Genomic DNA, 20,936 nt, shown 5'->3' on the forward strand with positions numbered 1-20,936 from the left:
ATAGTGTCTTCTACTATTAACGGTTAGAAAAGGTTGGAAATGAAGATAAAAAGGGCAACTTATTTCAAATGGGTATAGAGAACTACAACATTTATGGGGATGCAGCGCATTCTTCTGCCAAGGGGGACGCATGCGCGGTTTTCATTTGCATATGGTAGTTGTATAATAGTTGGGAGCCGAGGCGAAAGTCAGGAATAGGCAAAGGAGTGTGACCGTTTGAATCTGCCGAATCTATTAACCTCATTACGCTTTGTGTTAATTCCGGTTTACATAGGTGTATTCTCAAGCGGTTATATGATCCCAGCCTTTCTGATTATGGTTGCCGCCGGTATTACCGATATTTTGGACGGCTACATCGCTCGCAAGAGCGGACAAGTGACAACGGTTGGCATTATGCTTGATCCGCTGGCCGACAAGCTTATGCTCATAACAGTCATCTTATCGCTGTTGCTGGCAGACATGATTTCATGGGCTGCAGCTGGAGCGATGTTTTTGCGCGATTTGGGCATGATAGCGGGAGGCATGTTTTATCATTTTCGGGGCAAGAAGACCGTGCCGGCTAACTGGATGGGGAAACTGACGACGATATTATTTTATTCAGCCATCATGTTTATTTTCTTCGATGCATCGTTTGCAAAGTCGTATCTTTGGGCGGTCATCGCGTTCTCATTTATTACTTCCTTTATGTATATCGTATTATTCAAGGCGCTAAATAAGCCGGAAGTAGATGCGCTGCTACATAAACAGGAAGGTGAGCCGGAGAAAAAAGAAGCTTGACCAAAGACGCTTCAGGTCTCATAGTCAAGCTCCCTTATCTTAACCTCCACGAACTGCAGTTTCATGAAGGATAAGTATAGTTTMAGTTAAAATAACTTTTTTTATACTAGTGAACTTTGCGAAAGGGGTATTGTTTAACATGCTCGATATTAATCAAATCCAAGAAATTATTCCGCACCGCCCTCCGTTCCTGCTCGTCGACCGTATTTTGGAGGTTGAACCGGGCGTAAAGGCCGTCGGACTCAAAAACGTAACGATGAACGAACCCTTTTTTGTAGGGCATTTCCCAGGTTATCCGGTTATGCCGGGCGTATTGATCGTGGAGGCGCTTGCGCAAGTAGGCTCGGTTGCGATGCTTATGGTAGAAGCGAACCGCGGCAAGCTTGGATTCTTCGCGGGCATTGACGGCTTCCGTTTCCGCGACCAAGTGAAGCCTGGCGATACCCTTATTCTTGAGGTAGAGATTACGCGCCTCAAAGGGCCGATCGGCAAAGGAAAAGCGACTGCAAAAGTTGGTGACAAGGTAGTAGCCGAAGGAGAGCTTATGTTTGCTCTGTCCGATCGTAATTAATCATTTGTTGCACACGTAGGCTCGATTTGATTATCAAAGATACGAAGAAAGAGGTTGAATATATGACTCAATCATCCCTGAACACGGCTGCGGCCAAATATGAAGCATGGTTAAATGATCCGCTCATCGACGAAGCGACGAAGGCGGAGCTGCGCGGCATCGCCGGCGACGAGAAGGAAATGACGGATCGTTTCTATCGCGATCTTGAATTTGGGACAGGCGGCTTGCGCGGGGTTATGGGTGCAGGAACGAACCGGTTGAATGCTTATACCGTCGGCAAAGCGACGCAAGGTCTATCGAATTGGCTGCTCGCCAAAGCAGACGCTGAAAGCGGCAAACCTTCGGTCGTTATCGCGCATGACTCCCGCAATCTGTCGCCTGAATTCGCGCTGGATTCGGCGCTTGTGCTTGCGGCTAACGGCATTACGACGTATTTATTCGAAGGGCTGCGTCCTACGCCGCAATTGTCCTTTGCGGTTCGCGCGTTGAACGCGGCGAGCGGCATTGTCATTACGGCAAGCCATAACCCTCCTGAATATAACGGCTACAAGGCATACGGAGCAGACGGCTGTCAGCTCATTCCGGAGGAAGCAGAGCAAGTTATCGCTTCGATTGGCCAAATCGTAGACTTCGGGGAGATCAAGCGCATAAGCCGCGAGGAAGCGGAAGCTAAAGGTTTGCTTCGCTGGCTGGGCGCTGATGCGGATCAACAATTCATTGATACGGTTTCAGCGCAAAGCTTGAATGGCGAGCTGCTGAAAGGCGAGATCGGCGAGAAGTTCGGCGTCGTGTTCACGCCGTTGCACGGAACAGGAAACATTCCTGTTCGCGAGGTGCTGAAGCAAGCGGGCTTCCGCAACGTTCACATCGTACCGGAGCAGGAGAATCCAGACGGTTACTTCAGCACGGTGAAGTCTCCGAATCCCGAGGAACGAGAAGCATTCACGCTGGCGATTGCCCTCGCGAAGGAGACTGGCGCCGATATCATTATCGGTACGGATCCGGATGCGGACCGCATGGGCGCCGTCGTGAAAAACAACGAAGGCGAATACGTCGTTCTGTCAGGCAATCAATCGGGCGCATTGATGGTTCATTATGTACTTAGCCAACTGCAAGAGCGCGGCAAGCTTCCAGCTAACGGCGTCGTTGTTAAGACGATCGTCACGAGCGAGATGGGCGCGGATATCGCTTTGTCATACGGCGTTGCCGTTGAAAATACACTTACGGGCTTCAAATATATCGGCGAGAAAATGACGCGTTACGAGCAAACGGGCGAGCGTGCATTTCTATTCGGTTATGAGGAAAGCTACGGCTATCTGACGGGCACATACGCGCGCGATAAGGATGCGATTGTCGCTGCGCTGTTGATCTGTGAAGCGGCTGCTTATTATAGCAGCAAAGGGAAGACTTTATACGATGTGCTGCTTGAGCTGTATGCGCAGCACGGTGTGTACTTGGAGGGCTTGGAATCCCGCACGCTCAAAGGATTCGACGGTGTTCAGCAGATCGCGGCGATCATGGACGACTGGCGTCAGAATCCGCCTGCCGAGATCGGCGGCGTGAAGGTTGAACAGGTGCTTGATTACGCTGGCGGCCTAGACGGACTTCGTCCGGAAAATGTGCTTAAGTATCTTCGTGCGGACGGATCTTGGTTCTGCTTGCGCCCATCGGGCACGGAGCCGAAAATCAAAGTTTATTTTGCGGTCAAAGGGGAATCGACGGCTGCGGCTGCAGAGTCGCTTCAAGCGTTGAAGAATGCCGTTATGGCACGCGTTGACAGCAAAGCATAGACGGGAAACTGTAATTTAGAACGGAGGAGTTTCGTGCTTTTACGATGGCAGCAATGGAATCGGCACGCGAAGATATGGTTATGGGTCATTACGCTGATTGGCGTGGCGGCGGCCATGCCGCTTGGCCTGGTTCGTATGGAAATGGAGAAGACGTCGAAGAACATTGAGTATGTATTCGACTATCGCGATATTATTGAAGTGTCGGAGCTGCAGACGAAGCCTCGGGAGTTCGTGAAGGAAAAGCTCCAGTTGCTTAAGGATTCGGGTATCACGACGATGGCTGTCTACGAGAGCTCGCTCAAGGAGCTAGTGCTCTCCGGCAGGCTGATGTATTTTAGCTCCCGCGACGCAGCTCTGCTGCAAGGCAAGTTCGAAACGCCGGGACAAAACTTCACTTATATTTTATACAATGGCAAGGAAGAGGAAGAGCAGATCGGCCCGATCGTCCGCGAAGCGTTCGACCGAGCTGAAGCTGTATACAGAGACTGGTCTTACGAAGGTAAAAATGGTCTTGTCATTGAAATGCCGGTTGCCGAAGCGGTCATGAAGACGATGGATTTTGATCCAATGACGCTTCGGGAGCTTCATGATGCAGGCTTTGATATTTTGCCGCGCATCTCGAACAAAATCCAGCCTTACGAGGAATCCGATTTGGACGAGCAGCTCGGTATGATGAAGGAATACGGCGTTACCCGGGTGCTGTTCGACGGGGATGTCGTGAAAGGCGGCTCGGACAAGGCGAATTTGCTGAGCGTCGCCGGATTGTTGAATAAGTATGAGATGGGACTTATAGCGATTGAAAATTTGAAAAAACCGCAAAAAGGGTTAAATAATTTAGCGTACAATACGGATTATAATATTGTTCGCCTTTATTCCCTCTCTCCGGGAGACGGGATGGAAATGTCGCCTGAGGCAATCGCCGACCGTTTCTTGTTGGCGGCGAAGGATCGCAATATTCGGATGTTCTTTATGAACGGCATGGTACAAGCCAACGCGGACAAGGGCAAATTCGTTCATAACCTGGACAAAATAAGCCAAGCGCTGCGCGGGGAAAACGGGGCTGTAGCCAAGCTTTCTGAGCATGGCTTCACGCCAGGCGAGCCGCAGCCGTTCGATTACGAGCAACCGTCATGGGCGAAGCCGCTTCGCGGCGTTGTAGCGCTGGGAGCGATTGCGCTTATTGCCCTCGTTGTCGGCACGTTCGTACCGGGCGTCAACATTCCGGTGTTCTTGCTCGGTCTTGTAGGAAGCGCCGGCTTGTATAAGCTGAATAGCTCGACGATGGAGCAAGCCTTGGCTCTGGGCGCTGCCGTTGCTGCGCCGACGCTGGCGCTCATTTGGGCGATGAATCGCATTACCTCGAGAACCGTTGGCGATCGGCGTATTGTCGGAGGCGAAGATTGGTCGGTTGGCAGAAGCCAAGCCTCCCTTGCAGAGGGCGGAGAGGCTGCAGGAGGGAAGAATGGCCGCTTGAATTGGTTGTTCGCTGCTCCGTCCGTAGGCAAACGTCTTGGACTGGCGATTAATTGGTTCGTAGTGACGGCATTGATTTCACTTATAGCCGTTCCGCTTGTGTTCGGCTTGTTGAACAATATTACGTACAATCTTGTATTGGAACAATTCCGCGGCGTTAGCGTGCTGCATCTTGCGCCAATTGCGCTTGTTGCGATCTACGTCGTGCTTTATACAGGCCATGCGAAGCTGTTCAATATTCGCAAGCTGCTTGCGCAGCCTATTACGCTTACATGGGTTGTTCTCGTCGCCGTTATCGGCATCGTCGGTTATTATTACTTGTCGCGTACGGGCAACGCTGGATCGGTATCGTCGATAGAGCTTGTGATCCGTAATTTCCTGGAGCAGACGTTCGGCGTAAGGCCGCGCTTTAAGGAGTTCCTGCTGTCGCACCCGCTCTTCTTGCTCGGACTGTTCTTATCGCTCCGTTATCGCGCGGCATGGTTGCTCGTGATCGTTGGCTCAATCGGCCAACTGTCGATGGTTGACACGTTCGCGCATCTGCATACGCCGCTTTATATTTCGGCTATCCGCGTTCTGCTTGGACTAGGCACGGGAGCAATTATCGGCTGCATTCTTATTGTTGCGTGGCTGATTGTGGAGGGAGTTTTGAAGAAATGGGCACCGATTCTCATACGCAAGTATATCAAATAGCGATCTCCGGCTTTTACGGCTTCCATAATAGCGGTGACGAGGCGGTGCTGCTCTCGATTCTGCTCGCGCTTGAAGCGGAAGGCAAGGCGCAGGGCGTAACGGTCAAACCGATTGTGTTGTCTGTAAACCCGGAGTGGACGAGCAAGACGTACGGCGTTGAATCGGCTCATCGGATGCGTCCGGCGGACGTGATTAAGACGCTCCGTCGCTGCGATGGGCTCATTAGCGGCGGTGGTAGTTTACTCCAGGACGCAACGGGGGTAAAGACGATTCCGTATTATACGGGAATCATGAAGTTGGCCCAGCTTCTCGGAAAGCCGACGTTTGCGTATGCGCAGGGCATTGGCCCGGTGAATCGAAGATGGATGGATCCGATGATCCGCAATGTGATGAAGCGGAGCAAGTATGTTTCGGTGCGGGACGCCGAATCCGCCGCTTTGCTCGGGCGGATCGGGGTCCCTGTGGACCGGATCGACGTCGTGCCCGATCCGGTGATGGGCTTGCCGCTGCCGGCCGTTGAGGCGGCAGCGACCCTCGGCGCGAGCGAGACGCCGCCGGTCATCGGCGTTTCGCTGCGCCACTGGCGCAGCGACGGCGCGGATCTCGCGCGCGCCGTCGAGGCGCTGGTCGCGCTGTCGCACCGCCGGCCCGTGCGGCTGCGCTTCTTGCCGTTCCACACCCCCTCCGACGTAGAAACGTCGGAGCAGGTGATGGAACGGCTGCGCGGCCGGCTCGGCGAGGGTAGCTCCGCCGAGCTGGCCGCTCCCGGCGACCATCCGCAGCAGATGCTGCTCGAGGTCAGCCGGTGCGACGCGTTGCTGGGCATGCGCCTGCACGCGCTTATCTATGCCGCAGGCCAGCGCATTCCGATGCTCGGCCTGTCCTACGATCCGAAGATCGATCAATTCCTGAATCGACTAGGGCTAACGCCAATCGGCACGACGGAGCAGCTGGACGCAGAAGCTTTCGCCGATGCGGCATGTTTGCTGCTTGACCAGCGTGGTCAGTGGCAGGACAAGCATAAGCGCGCAATCGACCAATTAGTGGAACAATCGCAAAAACCGGCGCAACAAATCGTGCATTTCTTGCGTCATACTATATCGAGGTGACTTCCTCATGTCGAATAATCATCCAACCGTGCCGATTTATGGCATACCGTTCTCGAAACTGAATTTGGACGAGACGGTTCGTTTACTTACAACAGCTATTGAGGCAAGAACACCTACGCATGTGATTACGGCTAATCCGATCATGATTATGGCAGCGGTGGACGATCCGAATTATGCGCGGATGATGCTGAAGGCTGATTTGATCGTGCCGGACGGCGCCGGAGTCGTGTGGGCGGCGAAGCACGCCGGCAATCCGGTTGCTGAGCGAGTAACAGGCATCGAGTTGCTTAACAAACTAATGGAGCAAGGCGAGAAACGCCACTGGAAGGTGTACTTGCTCGGCACGACGCAGGAAATTATTGAAGCGGCGGCCGAGAAGCTGCAGCTGCAGTATCCGCAGGTAAGGATCGTAGGCTGCCGCAACGGCTTCTTCACCGCTGAGCAGGACGATGAAGTGATTGCCGAGATCCGCCAAGCGGCGCCCGATTTGTTATTCGTAGCGCGCGGTGCGGATACGCAAGAGCCTTGGATCGTCAAGCACAAGAAAGGCTTGAACGTACCGCTCATTATGGGTGTCGGCGGAAGCTTTGACGTTATTTCCGGCAGATTGAAGCGTGCACCATCTGTTTTCCAGAAGTTGCGTCTCGAATGGCTCTATCGCCTGATGCAAGAGCCAAAACGCTACAAAAGAATGCTTGTTTTGCCGAAATTCGTCGTGAAAGTGCTTCGCGACAAAGAAAAAGTGACAAAACCTTAACTTACACCGCGAATATGTAGTGAAAATCGTGAAAATCGGTTGAAAACGGGATTGGAGTTTCTTTTTCAATCGGAGTATAATTCACTTCGGTACATGCGTAAACGCGTATCTCCGTCCTTTGACGGCGAGAATGACGTTACACGCAGGAAATATAGGGCTGCTTTTAAGTGAGCGTCTTATATTTGAAGAAAAGGGGAGTTGCACAAAATGCCAGTAGGCTTGCTGTACACGATAGGATTCATCATCTCTCTTGTATTAGCCCTTGTCATGACGCCGCTCGTGAAGAAATTCGCGTTCAAAGTCGGCGCAATCGATAAACCGAATCACCGCAAGGTACATACGCGCATTATGCCGCGTCTTGGCGGGTTAGCTATTTATATTGCATTTGTAGGGGGATTCTTCTTATTGTCCCCATTGTTGCCTGACGGTTTGCTTCGTCCGAGCGACATGAAGCTGATTAACGCGCTGCTTGTCGGTGGGACGATCATAATTGTGCTTGGTGCTCTAGACGACCGTTTCGAGCTTTCGGCTAAGGTTAAGTTGGTCGGCCAGATCGCCGCAGCTTGCGTTGTCGTATTCGGCTTCGGAGTGAAGATCGATCTGCTGAACATTCCGTTCGGCGAGACGATGCAGCCTATCGCTCATTGGATCGCGATTCCGATTACGATTCTATGGATCGTTGGCGTTACGAACGCGATTAACTTGATCGACGGCTTGGACGGGCTTGCTGCAGGCGTGTCGGGTATCGCCATTGCGACGATCGTAGTCATGGCATCGCTGATGGGCTTCCAGCCGATCATCCTGCTTAGTACGCTGCTGCTTGGCGGCATCGTCGGTTTTCTTGTGTTCAACTTCCATCCTGCGAAAATATTCATGGGAGATTCCGGCTCGCTGTTCCTCGGATTCAGCTTGGCGACGCTCTCCATGCTTGGCTTCAAGCAGGTTACGATCGTATCCTTCGTTACGCCGCTTCTTATTATCGGCGTTCCGCTCTCGGACACGTTCTTCGCGATCATTCGCCGCTGGGTGAACAAGCGCCCGGTGTTCGCACCGGATAAGGGTCACTTGCATCACCGTCTGCGCGATCTTGGCTTCAGCCACCGCAAGACCGTTCTCATTATCTGGAGCGTTGCCGCTATCTTCGGCGGACTTGCGATCGTGCAGTCGACTATCGTGCAATCGAGCGCGGCCAATTGGATCACGTTCGCCGTTATCTGCTTGCTCATGTTCTTCCTGCAGATCGGTGCAGAGGTTACCGGCATTGTAGACAAGACACGCAAGCCGCTTATTAGTTTCCTTAACCGCATCTTCTTGCGGACTAAGGTTAACGCGGAATCGCGTTCGAAATAATAACTTCATATTACTGTATGAACAAAGCTCCGAGCCCTTGTATCAAGAGGCTCGGGGCTTTTTTGTTTTACCCGACTTACTTGTCATATTTGGAAATTCATGTTTAACCTAAACTTTGGCTGCGGTCTGTCCGATATATACGTTACATCTAACTTTAAAGGACAGAAGTGGAGGAGGCTAATTGTGTTTAAAAAAATCTCAGCAGTATTGCTAATGCTGGCCCTCGTCCTCCAGGTACTGCCGCCGTACAGCGGCACAGGAGTATCTGCCGCGACGGGAAGCTTTAGCTTTGCGAACGAATCCGACTTATCGACTGCACCGCGCATTACGACCGAGCCGCGAGTGACGCTTGCTGGTTCGATCAGCAACGTCAACGGATCGACGGTTTCGTACGATGTCGTCCAAATCATCAACAATAAAGGTAATAATGATCCGGCCGATGATCAGATTGGTTCGAAGCGCGAGAACGTGACGAGCAATATCTACATTAACGGATTCAACATTCAAGTATACAACATTGAACTTTTCCCGGGCCTTAACCGCATCACATTCCGAGGCGTGCAAGGGGGAGGAGAAGTTACTAACTCCATCTATATTAATTATCATAACGCACCAGTGTTCTATGATTTGGTTGCTCAGCTTGACGGCAATCGTTTCAGCATCGAAGAGAATGGAACGACGGTAGTTCATTCGGCCAACTCGGCCGGCAAAACTTCCGCCGACATCAGCCTTACAGGCTTCGCTCCTAACGCGCAGTCCGTAACGATTGTTACGAACAGTAGCAGCAAGACGTACAACGTCAGCAGTTCGAACAACTACCAGTTCGCCGCTTCTCCGATTAACTTGCAGCAAGGCAAAAACCTTGTGACGATTCGCGTCAAGAACGCCGATCAAACGATCGAGACATCACGCGAAATCGCTTTTTATAACGGAAATGTAACGTTCTACGACGTTAACTTGAGCGAGCTGGTCGGGACAACTACCAATACAGCGGCGCTAGAGTACAACCCTAACTTCTCTGTTACGAATGTTAGCAACGTTCAAGTAAAGGGTAAAGTAATCGTTCCGAACTACCAAAAGGACGATTCAGTTCCCGCGGACGGTATTTTGGAGCCGCATCCGGATCCGAACAACCAAATCCCGATCAGCTATTCCCTTACCAAATCGCCAACGACGGTAACAGGATCCGTGTATACGAATTCTGCATCATTGCCTGTTGGCAGTGCAACAGACGCGTTCTACGTGTACGAGTTCAGTGCTCCTCTTAGCACCTTTGTAGGCGCGGCACCGGATTATAACGTTCAATACGGCATTAAGCTAACGGCTGTGAACGAGAAGAAAAAGGCTCAGAGCCTATCGTATAACGAAGGCACGGGCATCATGAACTTCTCGCTTCGAAACGCGAACCAACGTTATATCGAGCAAATCAATTATTTGAGCGGCTACGAGACGGGTAAGCCATTTGAAAATTTAACTAGCTCGACGCTAGAGGGTATAAATTTGTTTAGCATTCCTTTTGCGATGGAAGTGCTCGTTGCGAATCCCGACATTACGAACACAGGTAATCTTGTTACCGTGAACAATTTGACAAGCTTAACTGGTGTAGGAGCAGGCAGCACCTACCTCGCAAACGCAAGCAACGCCAATTTTGAAAACATATCGAATCAATTAAATACGAAATTCGTTTATCGAGAAATCAACGGGGTGAACCGACTCTTTAAACGCGAAATCATTGTATTTAAGAAACTTCCTTTCGAAGGAACGCAAACCGTAGAACTTAACGTGGGCGGAGCAGCCCCAGCCGGAGTGAATAAGACGGTTACGTTTACAATGCTATTCGGTCCTTTCACTAGCTACCAATCGATTTACGATAATATGTTGATTTACGACGATACGAACTTGACGGGCACGGAGCGCGCTACAAAAGTCATTACCGAAGCGTTGTCCGATTTCAAGGGTCAGATCAACAATATTAACAATACATCGGAAATTCGTTACGACTTGACGAGCGGCGGCGCGCAAACGGTGTTCTTCTACATCAACAACACGCCGATCCGTCTAGCTCCGCAGAGTGCTGCGGATCCGACGAAATTCCAAATCTACGATGCGGCTGAACGCATTCGTGCTTTCGGAGCATTATTCAGTGGCGAGAACGAAATCCGATTTGTGTTCCAAGGCTCGAAAAATGCCTATGAGAAGAAAATCAAAATTTATTTGGTGCCTACGAATCTGCCGGTAATTCCTGTTGATACGGCGCTAGGTATATTCCCTTACAGCACCAATTACGAGGAGCCGCTGGCGAACGATCCGAAATTCCCACTGCAAGGAACGATCTTCACAACAACTGAAGCGTCGATGAACATTTTCGGAACATTCGACTTTATCGATTTTGGTAACAATATTACGGTTGCAAGCATTTCTCAAAAAATTGCGGATATGGCTAATCCAGCGTACAATTTGACACCGCCATCCAGCTATATTCTCAAGATCGATGGCAGCTCGCTTGAAGCGCCGATTAAGTGGGACCTGACCAAAGCGTTCTATGTGATCAACAGTGCAGCTAACAATGCACAGATCGGTATCGTCAATCCTAACCAAGTCGTCGAGAATCTTTCGGTTAGATACGATATTGCAACACAGAGCTTCTCCTTTATACTGGAGCGTCAGAAACTAAATGCTGACGGCAGCTCGAGCGTGTATAACTTTACGGTGTATAACAACGGAGAGACGGGTCCAAGAGCAAGCTACCGCTTGGAAGTGGATCCAACCTCGATGCCATACACGATCGTTCGTCCGATTCTCCCGGCAAAGAGCATCGTTAACCAAAACTTCCTTGAAGTCGTTATTGATGCACCAGTCGGTACGGAGTCCGTAACGATCAATAAAATTAAGGCCGAGAAGATTGAATTCGACTCCGATAACAATCCGTCGACGCCTGAGCTTGATTATACGAATACGTACAGGGCTTACTTGAATACATTAAAAGTCGGCAAAAACGAAATCAAATTTACGATCGTACGCGCTGATGACGAAGTGGAAAGCAGCTTTGAGATTACGTACAGACCAACCAACATTCCGGGTGCTCAATACCTGGAAACGATGAAAAACTCGCATAAAATATTCGAAGGCGCAGTTAGCCTTAAGTTCCCGGCTAACACTTCCTTAATACGCAGCGACTTCAACGTGCCGGCCGACTTGAAAAACCAAGTGTTCACGGGTCATAATCTCTTGTTCGCCATCGCTAACGGCGAAGACGGTGTCGTTGACCGCCGCGAACTGGAAGAGAAACCGCCAGGGTACGATATTACGCTGGAGAGCTTCGGGACAAGATTCCGTCTTTCCTACCCGACGAGATTTACGAAAGCTAGTCCTGTTTATTGGATCGATGCGGGTCTTGCCGATGATCCGAACTCCGCTTCTTATGACCCGTTAACAATGGGCGTAGATCCATATCAATTCCCGGGCGCAAAAGGTACGAACGGCACCAAAGTTCCGACTTATGACGACCGTCCTGACGACAGAGAATTGGTCACGTCTAAGACCGGTGAACTGACGCTTACTTTCGATCCGAATATGAAGGACAGCGTTGGCACGATTATTACGGTTTACCGTTACGACGTGAAAGCGAAGTATTGGGAAAATATTGGCGGCGTTGTAGACGTGAAGAAAAACACGATTACCGTTCCGTTCAATAAATTCGGTTATTATGTCGTTGGCAAGATGGTGTACGCATTCGAAGACGTAACCTCTCATCCGTATGCGCGCAACTTCCTCGAAGCTATTTATGCTAAAGGGGTAATGAACGCAGCAGGCTACGATGAATTCGGAACGGATATTTATGTATCCCGCGGCGAATTTGCTCGAATGATGGTGAAGGCGCTCGATATTCCGCTCAACTACGAGCTGAGCAAACCGCATTTCAACGACGTTCCTACTATTATTAATCCGGATGCGTTATGGGATTACCGTTACATTGAGACTGCTGCCCGCGAAGGCATCATTCGAGGAACGGGGCCTCAAACTTATCAGCCGAACGTTAACCTGACTCGCCAAGAAGCAGCGGTAATCATTGCTAGAGCGCTTGACCTGAAGCTGGGGACAGACGCAACGAAGATCAAGAAGGATCTGGACAAGATCTTCAAGGACAGCGGCGACGTAAACTATTACGCTCAGTCTTCCGTAGTTGCAGTGGCGAAGAAAGGCTTTATCGTAGGCTCGCCTGTCGATGCAAGCAATCCAAAGGCTGGCTATGTATTCGAGCCTAGATCCAACTTGCTTCGTTCAGATGCAGCGATTATTACCGCGAAGATTCTTGCCGATCTGAAGAAGCTGCCTAAAATTAATTAATAGCTAGTGAAGCACGCCATGAAACGGCCGCAGGCATAGTCTGCGGCCGTTAATATTGTTATTGAGATAGCGGTAATATGAGAATCCTGAAACATTATCCATGGAAAAACTTAAGTATCGACGTTGATGAGTGAAACAAGCTATACTAGCAAAGTAAAGAAAGAAAGGGCTCATCCAACTGAATCGTACATAAAAAAACTTTTCAGGCAAAAGCGCAACTTTTCCCTGGGCATTGCGTCTAAATACATGGCAGCGCAAAACAAGCAATGAAATTTGACGAATGCGCATCGGAATAGCCAAATAGTTGGAATGAATTCTCAACTTCCTCTTTACGGTACGGGTAGCCCATTGTATAATGTTATAGTGGTACACCTACTCTAGCACTCTTTTACTTATTGTTTACAAGTTTCTGCGACATGTTATTACATAGGGTTAAGCATGCGCGCAGACATCATTTATACGAAATCAATGCTCTACTCTGGGAAGGGGGTGAATCGGCATGAGAGAACCGAGCAATCTATTATCCAATCAACACTCTCAACAACCGAAGGTATTTAGAGGAGGAGAAAAAAAGGTTATGAAAAAAAGTTTATCTTTGCTCGTAGCAATCGCGATGGTATTCTCGATGTTCGCAACATCGGTATTCGCGGCTGATGAAAAAACAACAGAACAAAAATACGACGAACTAGTGAAAGCTGGTATCTTCGCAGGTTTGCCAGGCGGCGAAGCTGGTCTGGATCAAACAATGACACGCGCACAAGCAGCGGTAATTATCGCTAAGCTTGCTGGCTACAAAGATGGCGTTACTTCACCTGACGCTGGTTTCAAAGACGTTCCTGCTGGTCACTGGGCTAAGCCTTATGTTGACTTCGCGGCTAATCTTGGAATCATCTCCGGTCTTGGCGACGGCAACTTCGGCCCAAGCTCGAACGTAACAATCGAACAACTGGCTAAGCTAGCTGTTGACGCTTTGGCTAAACTTGGTTACACGCTTAAAGACGCAGTAGCTGTAGAAGGTACTGTAACTGAATGGGCTAAAGAATATGTTGGCAAAGCAATCGCTAACGGCATCTTCGCAGCTCAAGCTGACTACACAATTCCAGCTCTTCGCGGATTGCTTGTAACTGCTTCTTACAGCGCTTATGTAGCTCTTCAAGTTCCAGCTGCAATCGTAGTTGAATCGGTTAAAGCGGCTAACTCCAAAACATTGGTAGCAACATTCAATGTTGAAGTTGGTACTGCTGTAGCTAGCAACTTCACAGTTCACGCTAAAGACGATGTTTATGCAATCAACGTTGTTGAGAGCGTAGCAATCGATGGCAAAACGGTTAAAGTTTCCTTGACTGATTCGCTTGATACTGAAACTACTTATGTAGTAGTAGCAGAAGGCGTAGTTTCCAAAGAAAACAACCTGGTTCTTGCTTCCACTTCGAAAGAAGTAACTTACGCTGCTACGGCTGCTGCAAGCATCGCTTTCTCAGGCACTACTTACGCTGATAACAAAACTGTAGGTCTTGTAATCAAAGACGCAAGCGGTAACGACATCACTCCTGACTTCGATCTTACTGACGAAGAAGTAATCTCCGTTGAAAGCTCGAACGAAAACGTTGTAGGTACTGACCTTGTAACTAACTACACTGGTTCCGAGAATGCTGCTCAATACGCAGTTGTTAACGTTAAATTGCTTGGCGACGAAGGCAAAACTTTGTTCGAAACAGGCAACACAATCATCACTGTAAAAGGAACGCTTGACGTTGCTACTACTATCGATGCTGTTACATTGTCTGCTGATCCAGATAGCGAAACTTTCGCTAAAACAGATCTTGCTTTGAGCGCTAGTGAAACCGATCAATACCTGGCTACTAAAGTTCTTGACCAAGACGGCGTTAAAATCACTGACGTTGCTTTGTCCGTAACTTACAGATCGCTTAACCCATCGATCGCATTGGTTGATGAAGAAAGCGGTTATGTTTCCCCAATCAAAACTGGTACGGCTTCCGTACTTGTAAAAGCAACTTACAACGGCAAAACAGTTTCCAAAACAGTAACTGTTGAAGTTAAAGCAAATGCAGAGAAAAAATCTTTGTCGGCTGTAATCACAAACTCGAAATTGGTACTTGGTTCCGATATCGAAAACACTTTGACGATCAAAGTTCTTGATCAATACGGCGACGTGTTCCCAATCGACACGACTGCTCAAGTAACGACAAGCAAAGATGGCGTAATCGCTGATTTGTCCAAAACTGCTACTGCTGTAACAATTACTGACGGCGTAGCTGAATTGCCAATCGAACTTGATGAAGATGCTGTTAAAGGCACTGCAACAATCAAAATCGTAGCTGCTGATTACACGAAATCCGTTTCTATCTCTGTTGTAGAAGCTGGTACATTCGCTGGTTACGCTGCAGTAGTAAGCAGCACTAACCTGGATGTTAACGGCGACGCTGCAGACACTGAGCTTGATTCTGCTGTAACAGTTAACGTGTACAAAAAAGACGTTAACGGCAACTACATCGGTAAAGCAGCAACTGACGGCGTTACTGTAACGCTTGTTGACGCTGAAGAAGCTTCCGAAGGTGGAGCAGTTGAAATCGACGGTCTTGACGTAGTTGCATATGCAGCTGGTACTGAGTCCGTAACCGTTTATGTTGATTCCGTTAAAGTAGCTACGCTGAAATTCACTGTTGTGAACACAGCTTCGACTTTGACAAAAGTAACTCAAGTTAAAAACTCGCTGTCCGTAACTGCTTCGACTGATCTGTTCGCAGCAATCCAAGGCGCGTTTACTGTGAAAGATCAATACGGCACAACGCTTACGCTTGCTGCTGATAAGATCGCAGTTCACTCTTCCAAAGAAAGCTTGATCCCTGCATACAACGCAGTTGATGCAGCTGATGGTGACTGGACAGCTGTTAGCGGCCAAACTGGTTCGGCAACACTGATCGTTATCATTAACGATGTTGCTTACACACTTACAGTTGTAGTTCGTTAATAGTAGAATGACCTAAGAAGGAGGCTGTCCTCTTAATCGCTCCGCGATTAAGAGGCTCAGCCTCTTTTTTTGTATCTGTTCATCCATGGTTCACATAACTGCGATATACTGTTAATTATTATGGACAAAACAGCAACTTCTATACGGCTGTAAGCGTCTATACAGTTAATAAGTTCGAGGAGGAATGATTTGTGAATACAAGGTGGATCAAGATCGGTGCAGCGACTGTAGCCACGTATGCATTATTGGCTCAATCGGCGATCCCGTTATCGCCATTGAAGGTTGTAGAGATCGCTGAGGCGGCATCGATTACGAGTCAAAGCGTCAAGCTTAATGCATCCAGCACGATTACCGTACGTGACGGTCAGTTCTTGATGCAGGATCAAGGTAAAGTATTCGCTTATACAGTTACAATTAAAAATAGCGGCAACACAACTATTAATATGCAAGATTACTATATTCGTTTGGTTACGAAGTCGGGGAGCCGGTACATATCCAAAGTGACGGAGGCCGACAAAACTAAATTAACCGTTGCTCCTAATACAACGGTTAATGTTACTTATTATGCGGTTGTTAATATGAATACGAAGCTTTCCGACCTCGCATTTAATATTATTAAATGGGACTTCTCTTCATCCAATTACGAAAAGTTACTTGGGAAGCTTAGTTTCCCTGAAGGCTCGACCGATAAAACAACCGCTTTTCAAGCTAAAACAATGTTATACAATGGCGGAACGCTTCGTGGCGCACTAAAGCAATATATGGTGACCAGTGATAAAAACAACGTTTACGTAACGATGAGCTTTTTGCTTGAAAACTCGGGCCTTCAGAGTGTCAACGTAGCTAATATGAAACTGTTCGCACAATCGGAAGGCTTAGCTACATACAATGTCGATACTACGGCATTGACGAATCTTACTATTCAGCCAAAAGAACGAAAAATCATTACGTTAAGCTCAACGATGCCGCTTGCTATGAAGGGAAAGAAGTTCGCATTAATCGTAGCATCACCGAACGAAGGCGGTACAAGCTCAAGCATTCCAGTAGGCGTGTTCGATATGCCGAAAGTAACGCCTGCAGCGGCTGTAGAAGTCGGTAAAGTAAAGACGGTTTATTTGAACGGCGTTACGGTTAACAGTGGTGTCGGATTTGTAACGACGAGCGAGAATGATGACAGCAGCTTGAAGATCGAAATGGATTACGATCTTGAGAATATCGGGACAACCTTCACCAACGTACCGAATTTGAACTTCTCGCTTGTTACGGCAAGTGGTGTTGTTTATCCGCTAGCATCTAACAATGCCGAAGGGACAGCCGTTTCATTGCTGCCGAAAATCAAGAAAACGATCACCATGAGCGGAGACATCCCGGCATCGGTGAATTTGAATACGTCCCAGCTTGTCGTACGTTCTGGTGTAACGGAAACGAACTCGGGTTACGTCGTAGCCAGCTATAAAGTGAAGAAAGACGGCGGCGTCGCAACCGGCGGCAACACGTACAGCTATGACGACGGCTATCTCGTTAAATTCAATTCGGTTCACCGGCTGCCGACATCCGAGAAAGATTCGTTGATTGCCGAGATCACAATAACGAATACGAGCAAGGCTGCTAAGAAAACGCCGAATTTGAGCGGTTATTTCATGTTGAACGGCGTACAAATCTCCGATGCGCATCAGGTCACTTCTTTGGATAGCGAGCTGTATATCGAGCCTAATGCTACGGTCACCAAATATGTTCATGTGAATATTCCTTATACGGCGCAAGTAAGCAATATCTCGCTAGTTCTTACGGAGCTGCCGGCAACTTCAACAGATAAGGAGAAGAAGCTGTATCAATTCGGTGCGCAAGCGGTTAGCACAGTTCCAACGCAAACAAAGGATCAAAGCTATCTCATCAACAATGCGGGACGCAAAGCGGATATTAAGCTGCTTACGACGAGATTCTATGATAACGTGACGGAGAGCTATTTCTACAGTGAATTCGTCATAACGAACAATGAACAGCGTTATGCAGCTATCGCCGATATTGGTGGTTATTTGCAAGATGTGACAGGCTTTACGATTCCGGTCCAATTCATTAAATTCACGGAGAGAGTAACGCCGGAAGGCAAAGTCTTAGTATCTGCATGGGCCAAAGTTTCAAAGAATTTCAACCGATTAGGTTCGTCTCTGATAATCGGAAAAACAGCAGAAACAACCGCTGGCGAAGTGAAATCAACCGTTATGATGAATCCGGTCGCGTACAAGCTTACGGACGAGTCGGGATCAGCAGTGAAGACTGATTTGCTTGGCATTACATTCAGCGGATACAATCTTAGCCTTAAAAATTTGAGTACGCAGCTTGCATTCTCAGGCGAAGGAAACTCGGATGGCATTCAATTCGATTTAGATTACGATCTTGCTGTCGGAAACGATTATGATTATGTTGCAGGAGATCATAAAATCGTAATTGAATTGAATGGAGGCAGTTCTAATACGACTTACTCCAAAACATTCGCGTTAAAAAAATCCGATGACAACGCGCTTACCGTACTCGAAGAGGGCACGTTGAATCCGCTGTCGGTTGTCTTTAATGATGCCAATATCTTAAACAAACTCAATAACCTCAACGATACGTATACGGTTAACGTCTACGATGTGTTCGAAGGCGCGAAGATGCTTATCGCTACGAAAAAAGTAAAATGGTTCACGACCACGTAATAATGGGCTTTAGACGCTTTAATAGATTCATAGAGATGCTAGAGTGGATACAAAAAGCTGGTTAATCCTACTCAAATCTAGTATCTTATTAAGAGATAAATAGATATGAGAGGAGACTGCCAAGTGAAACAAAAGGTATTACGAATCGTCGCCGCATGCGTACTTATAGGTGCAGGCGTATGGATCGGCGTTAACTTCGTTTCGCCGCTTGAAGCGGAATCAAACACGCTCACGCCAGGCTCTGTAGAAGATCCTGTCGTGACAAAGAGTTATGTCGACGAGCAGCTTGCTAAGATTAATGGAGGCGGCGGTTCAGGCGGAGGAAGCGGTGCGAGTGCGACACTAGAAGTTGTAGCCGTGCCTGCCGGTAAAATATTGCTTGCGGGTGCCGGTACCGAGGTCATCGTACGTGTAGGCAAAGCGCTCGCTTATAGTGTGGATACGAACGGCGTAGCGGATCTGACGGACGGTACGGAGCTTAAGAAGGGCACAGCCGTTCCGGCGAACCACTTGCTTATCTTCCCTCGTGAAGGCCGTGGCATTCAACCTGATCCTGCTCAGAAGAATGGGCTTACGGTGTTGGTAAGAGGCAGCTACGTTCTGCAATAGCGGATGGAATGAATACTACATTTTCCCCGAACTGACAATAGGTTATACGCTTCAAGGAGCCAGGAACGGCACACAATACAATTGTTCCTACATTACTTGGAGGTGTCACCACAATGAGTCGTTCGAATAAAGTAGTAGTACCGAATTGCAAATCTGCCCTAAACCAAATGAAATATGAAATTGCTGCCGAGTTTGGCCTCACATCTGGAGGCTACGGAAGCACTGGTCATGATACGGAATTCGCAGGCGAATTAGGCGGTACGACTGGCGCTAGCGGCGGCAGTGTTCAATGGTCTAACTTGTCGACGCGTCAAGCCGGCTCTGTTGGCGGGGAGATTACGAAGCGCCTCATCGCTCAAGCAGAACAGGTGCTTGGAAACTACCAGTAATCCCCTCGGAATTAAAAAGGGCGTCCATTGACAGTAAGCGACAATTTCGGTATCATACTGTTTTAGAAGAGTTGTCTAACAACCTTTTCCTTCGCGGAAAAGGTTCATTTTTTGTGTAGAAAGTTAGCTCTTATTCCATACTAAGGTTGTAGGAGGTTGATACGGATGTCGGTCAAAGGACGCCACTTGTTCACATCGGAATCAGTAACGGAAGGCCATCCCGATAAAATATGCGATCAAATATCTGACGCAGTCTTAGACGCATTCCTTGAAGCAGATCCATATGCGCGTGTCGCTTGCGAAGTTTCTGTAGCAACAGGTCTTGTGCTTGTTATTGGCGAGATCAGCAGCCGTGCGGATTATGTTGATATTTCGGCGATTGCTCGCCGTACGATTAAGGAAATCGGTTATACGCGTGCGAAATATGGCTTTGACTCCAGCACTTGCGCTGTTCTCACTTCGCTGAACGAGCAGTCTGCCGATATTGCGCAAGGCGTTAACGCTGCGCTTGAAACACGCGACGGCAAGGATATGAAGCAAGAGAACGAAGACATCGGAGCAGGTGATCAAGGCTTGATGTTCGGTTTCGCGACAAATGAGACGCCTGAGCTTATGCCGCTTCCGATCGCCCTGTCGCACCGTATCGCACGACGCTTATCGGAAGTGCGCAAAAACGGTACGCTTGATTACCTGCGCCCAGATGGCAAAACGCAAGTAACGATTGAATACGTCGATGGCAAGCCGGTTCGCGTGGATACGATCGTTGTATCGACACAGCATGCTGAGGAAATTACGCTTGAGCAAATTCAAAAGGATATTCTCGAGCAAGTTATCAAACCAGTCGTTCCAGTGGAATGGCTTGATGAAGAAACAAAATATTTCATTAATCCTACAGGCCGTTTCGTTATCGGCGGACCTCAAGGCGATGCTGGTCTTACCGGCCGTAAAATCATCGTTGATACGTATGGCGGCTACGCTCGTCACGGCGGCGGTGCATTCTCCGGCAAGGATCCTACAAAGGTTGACCGTTCGGCAGCTTATGCCGCGCGTTACGTAGCGAAAAACATCGTAGCTGCAGGCCTTGCGGACAAATGCGAAATACAATTGGCATACGCGATTGGCGTTGCTAAGCCGGTATCGATCAACGTCGATACGTACGGTACAGGCAAAGTCGAGGAAGAGAAGCTCGTTGAGCTGATCAACAGCAACTTCGACCTTCGCCCGGCGGGCATCATCAAGATGCTGGACCTGCGTCGTCCAATCTACGCTCAGACAGCTGCGTACGGTCACTTCGGCCGCACGGACATCGACCTTCCTTGGGAACGCGTCGACAAAGCGGATAAGCTGAAAGCAGAAGCTGGCGCATCTACCAGCGTATAA

The 20,936-nt window shown here is 48.8% G+C and carries 13 protein-coding genes; all 13 read left to right on the top strand.

The features are described from left to right. Nucleotides 1-216: 216 nt before the first annotated feature. The 13 genes from AC1DF0_RS06490 (at nucleotide 217) to metK (ending at nucleotide 20,936) form a co-directional block, all read left to right on the top strand. Nucleotides 217-777 (top strand): CDP-alcohol phosphatidyltransferase family protein, encoded by a 561-nt coding sequence (locus AC1DF0_RS06490; protein ID WP_477573406.1) that lies wholly within the window; start codon nucleotides 217-219, stop codon nucleotides 775-777. Between the two features lie 139 nt (nucleotides 778-916). Further along, on the top strand, nucleotides 917-1,348 hold the full coding sequence (fabZ, locus tag AC1DF0_RS06495; protein ID WP_477573407.1) for a 3-hydroxyacyl-ACP dehydratase FabZ: 432 nt from the start codon (nucleotides 917-919) through the stop codon (nucleotides 1,346-1,348). Between the two features lie 62 nt (nucleotides 1,349-1,410). Next, nucleotides 1,411-3,138 (top strand): phospho-sugar mutase, encoded by a 1,728-nt coding sequence (locus AC1DF0_RS06500; protein WP_477573408.1) that lies wholly within the window; start codon nucleotides 1,411-1,413, stop codon nucleotides 3,136-3,138. A 33-nt stretch (nucleotides 3,139-3,171) separates the two neighbouring features. After that, nucleotides 3,172-5,304 (top strand): DUF5693 family protein, encoded by a 2,133-nt coding sequence (locus tag AC1DF0_RS06505; RefSeq protein ID WP_477573409.1) that lies wholly within the window; start codon nucleotides 3,172-3,174, stop codon nucleotides 5,302-5,304. Continuing rightward, entirely contained in the window at nucleotides 5,268-6,413 is a 1,146-nt protein-coding gene (gene csaB / locus AC1DF0_RS06510) for a polysaccharide pyruvyl transferase CsaB (RefSeq protein ID WP_477573410.1), read from the top strand. The genes AC1DF0_RS06505 and csaB overlap by 37 nt, the downstream gene beginning before the upstream one ends. 7 nt (nucleotides 6,414-6,420) lie before the next feature. Next, a complete protein-coding gene (locus tag AC1DF0_RS06515) occupies nucleotides 6,421-7,170 on the top strand; it encodes a WecB/TagA/CpsF family glycosyltransferase (RefSeq protein ID WP_477573411.1) in 750 nt (249 codons plus the stop codon). Between the two features lie 207 nt (nucleotides 7,171-7,377). Next, on the top strand, nucleotides 7,378-8,520 hold the full coding sequence (locus tag AC1DF0_RS06520) for a glycosyltransferase family 4 protein (protein WP_442049465.1): 1,143 nt from the start codon (nucleotides 7,378-7,380) through the stop codon (nucleotides 8,518-8,520). A gap of 183 nt (nucleotides 8,521-8,703) precedes the next feature. Then, nucleotides 8,704-12,867, top strand: coding sequence for an S-layer homology domain-containing protein (locus tag AC1DF0_RS06525; RefSeq protein ID WP_477573412.1), 4,164 nt, complete (start codon nucleotides 8,704-8,706; stop codon nucleotides 12,865-12,867). A 499-nt stretch (nucleotides 12,868-13,366) separates the two neighbouring features. Beyond that, nucleotides 13,367-15,859 carry an S-layer homology domain-containing protein gene (locus AC1DF0_RS06530; RefSeq protein WP_477573413.1) on the top strand — a complete coding sequence of 831 codons (2,493 nt, stop codon included), beginning with the start codon at nucleotides 13,367-13,369 and terminating at the stop codon, nucleotides 15,857-15,859. Nucleotides 15,860-16,050: 191 nt separating this feature from the next. Beyond that, on the top strand, nucleotides 16,051-18,558 hold the full coding sequence (locus AC1DF0_RS06535) for a hypothetical protein (RefSeq protein ID WP_477573414.1): 2,508 nt from the start codon (nucleotides 16,051-16,053) through the stop codon (nucleotides 18,556-18,558). Nucleotides 18,559-18,681: 123 nt separating this feature from the next. Next, nucleotides 18,682-19,167: a hypothetical protein gene (locus AC1DF0_RS06540; protein ID WP_477573415.1), complete on the top strand. Its 486-nt coding sequence runs from the start codon at nucleotides 18,682-18,684 to the stop codon at nucleotides 19,165-19,167. Between the two features lie 113 nt (nucleotides 19,168-19,280). Further along, a complete protein-coding gene (locus AC1DF0_RS06545; RefSeq protein ID WP_475822603.1) occupies nucleotides 19,281-19,556 on the top strand; it encodes a small, acid-soluble spore protein, alpha/beta type in 276 nt (91 codons plus the stop codon). A 165-nt stretch (nucleotides 19,557-19,721) separates the two neighbouring features. Beyond that, complete coding sequence (gene metK / locus AC1DF0_RS06550; protein ID WP_477573416.1) at nucleotides 19,722-20,936, top strand: methionine adenosyltransferase; 1,215 nt, start codon at nucleotides 19,722-19,724, stop codon at nucleotides 20,934-20,936.

The organism is Paenibacillus sp. 05T425, from assembly GCF_056396205.1.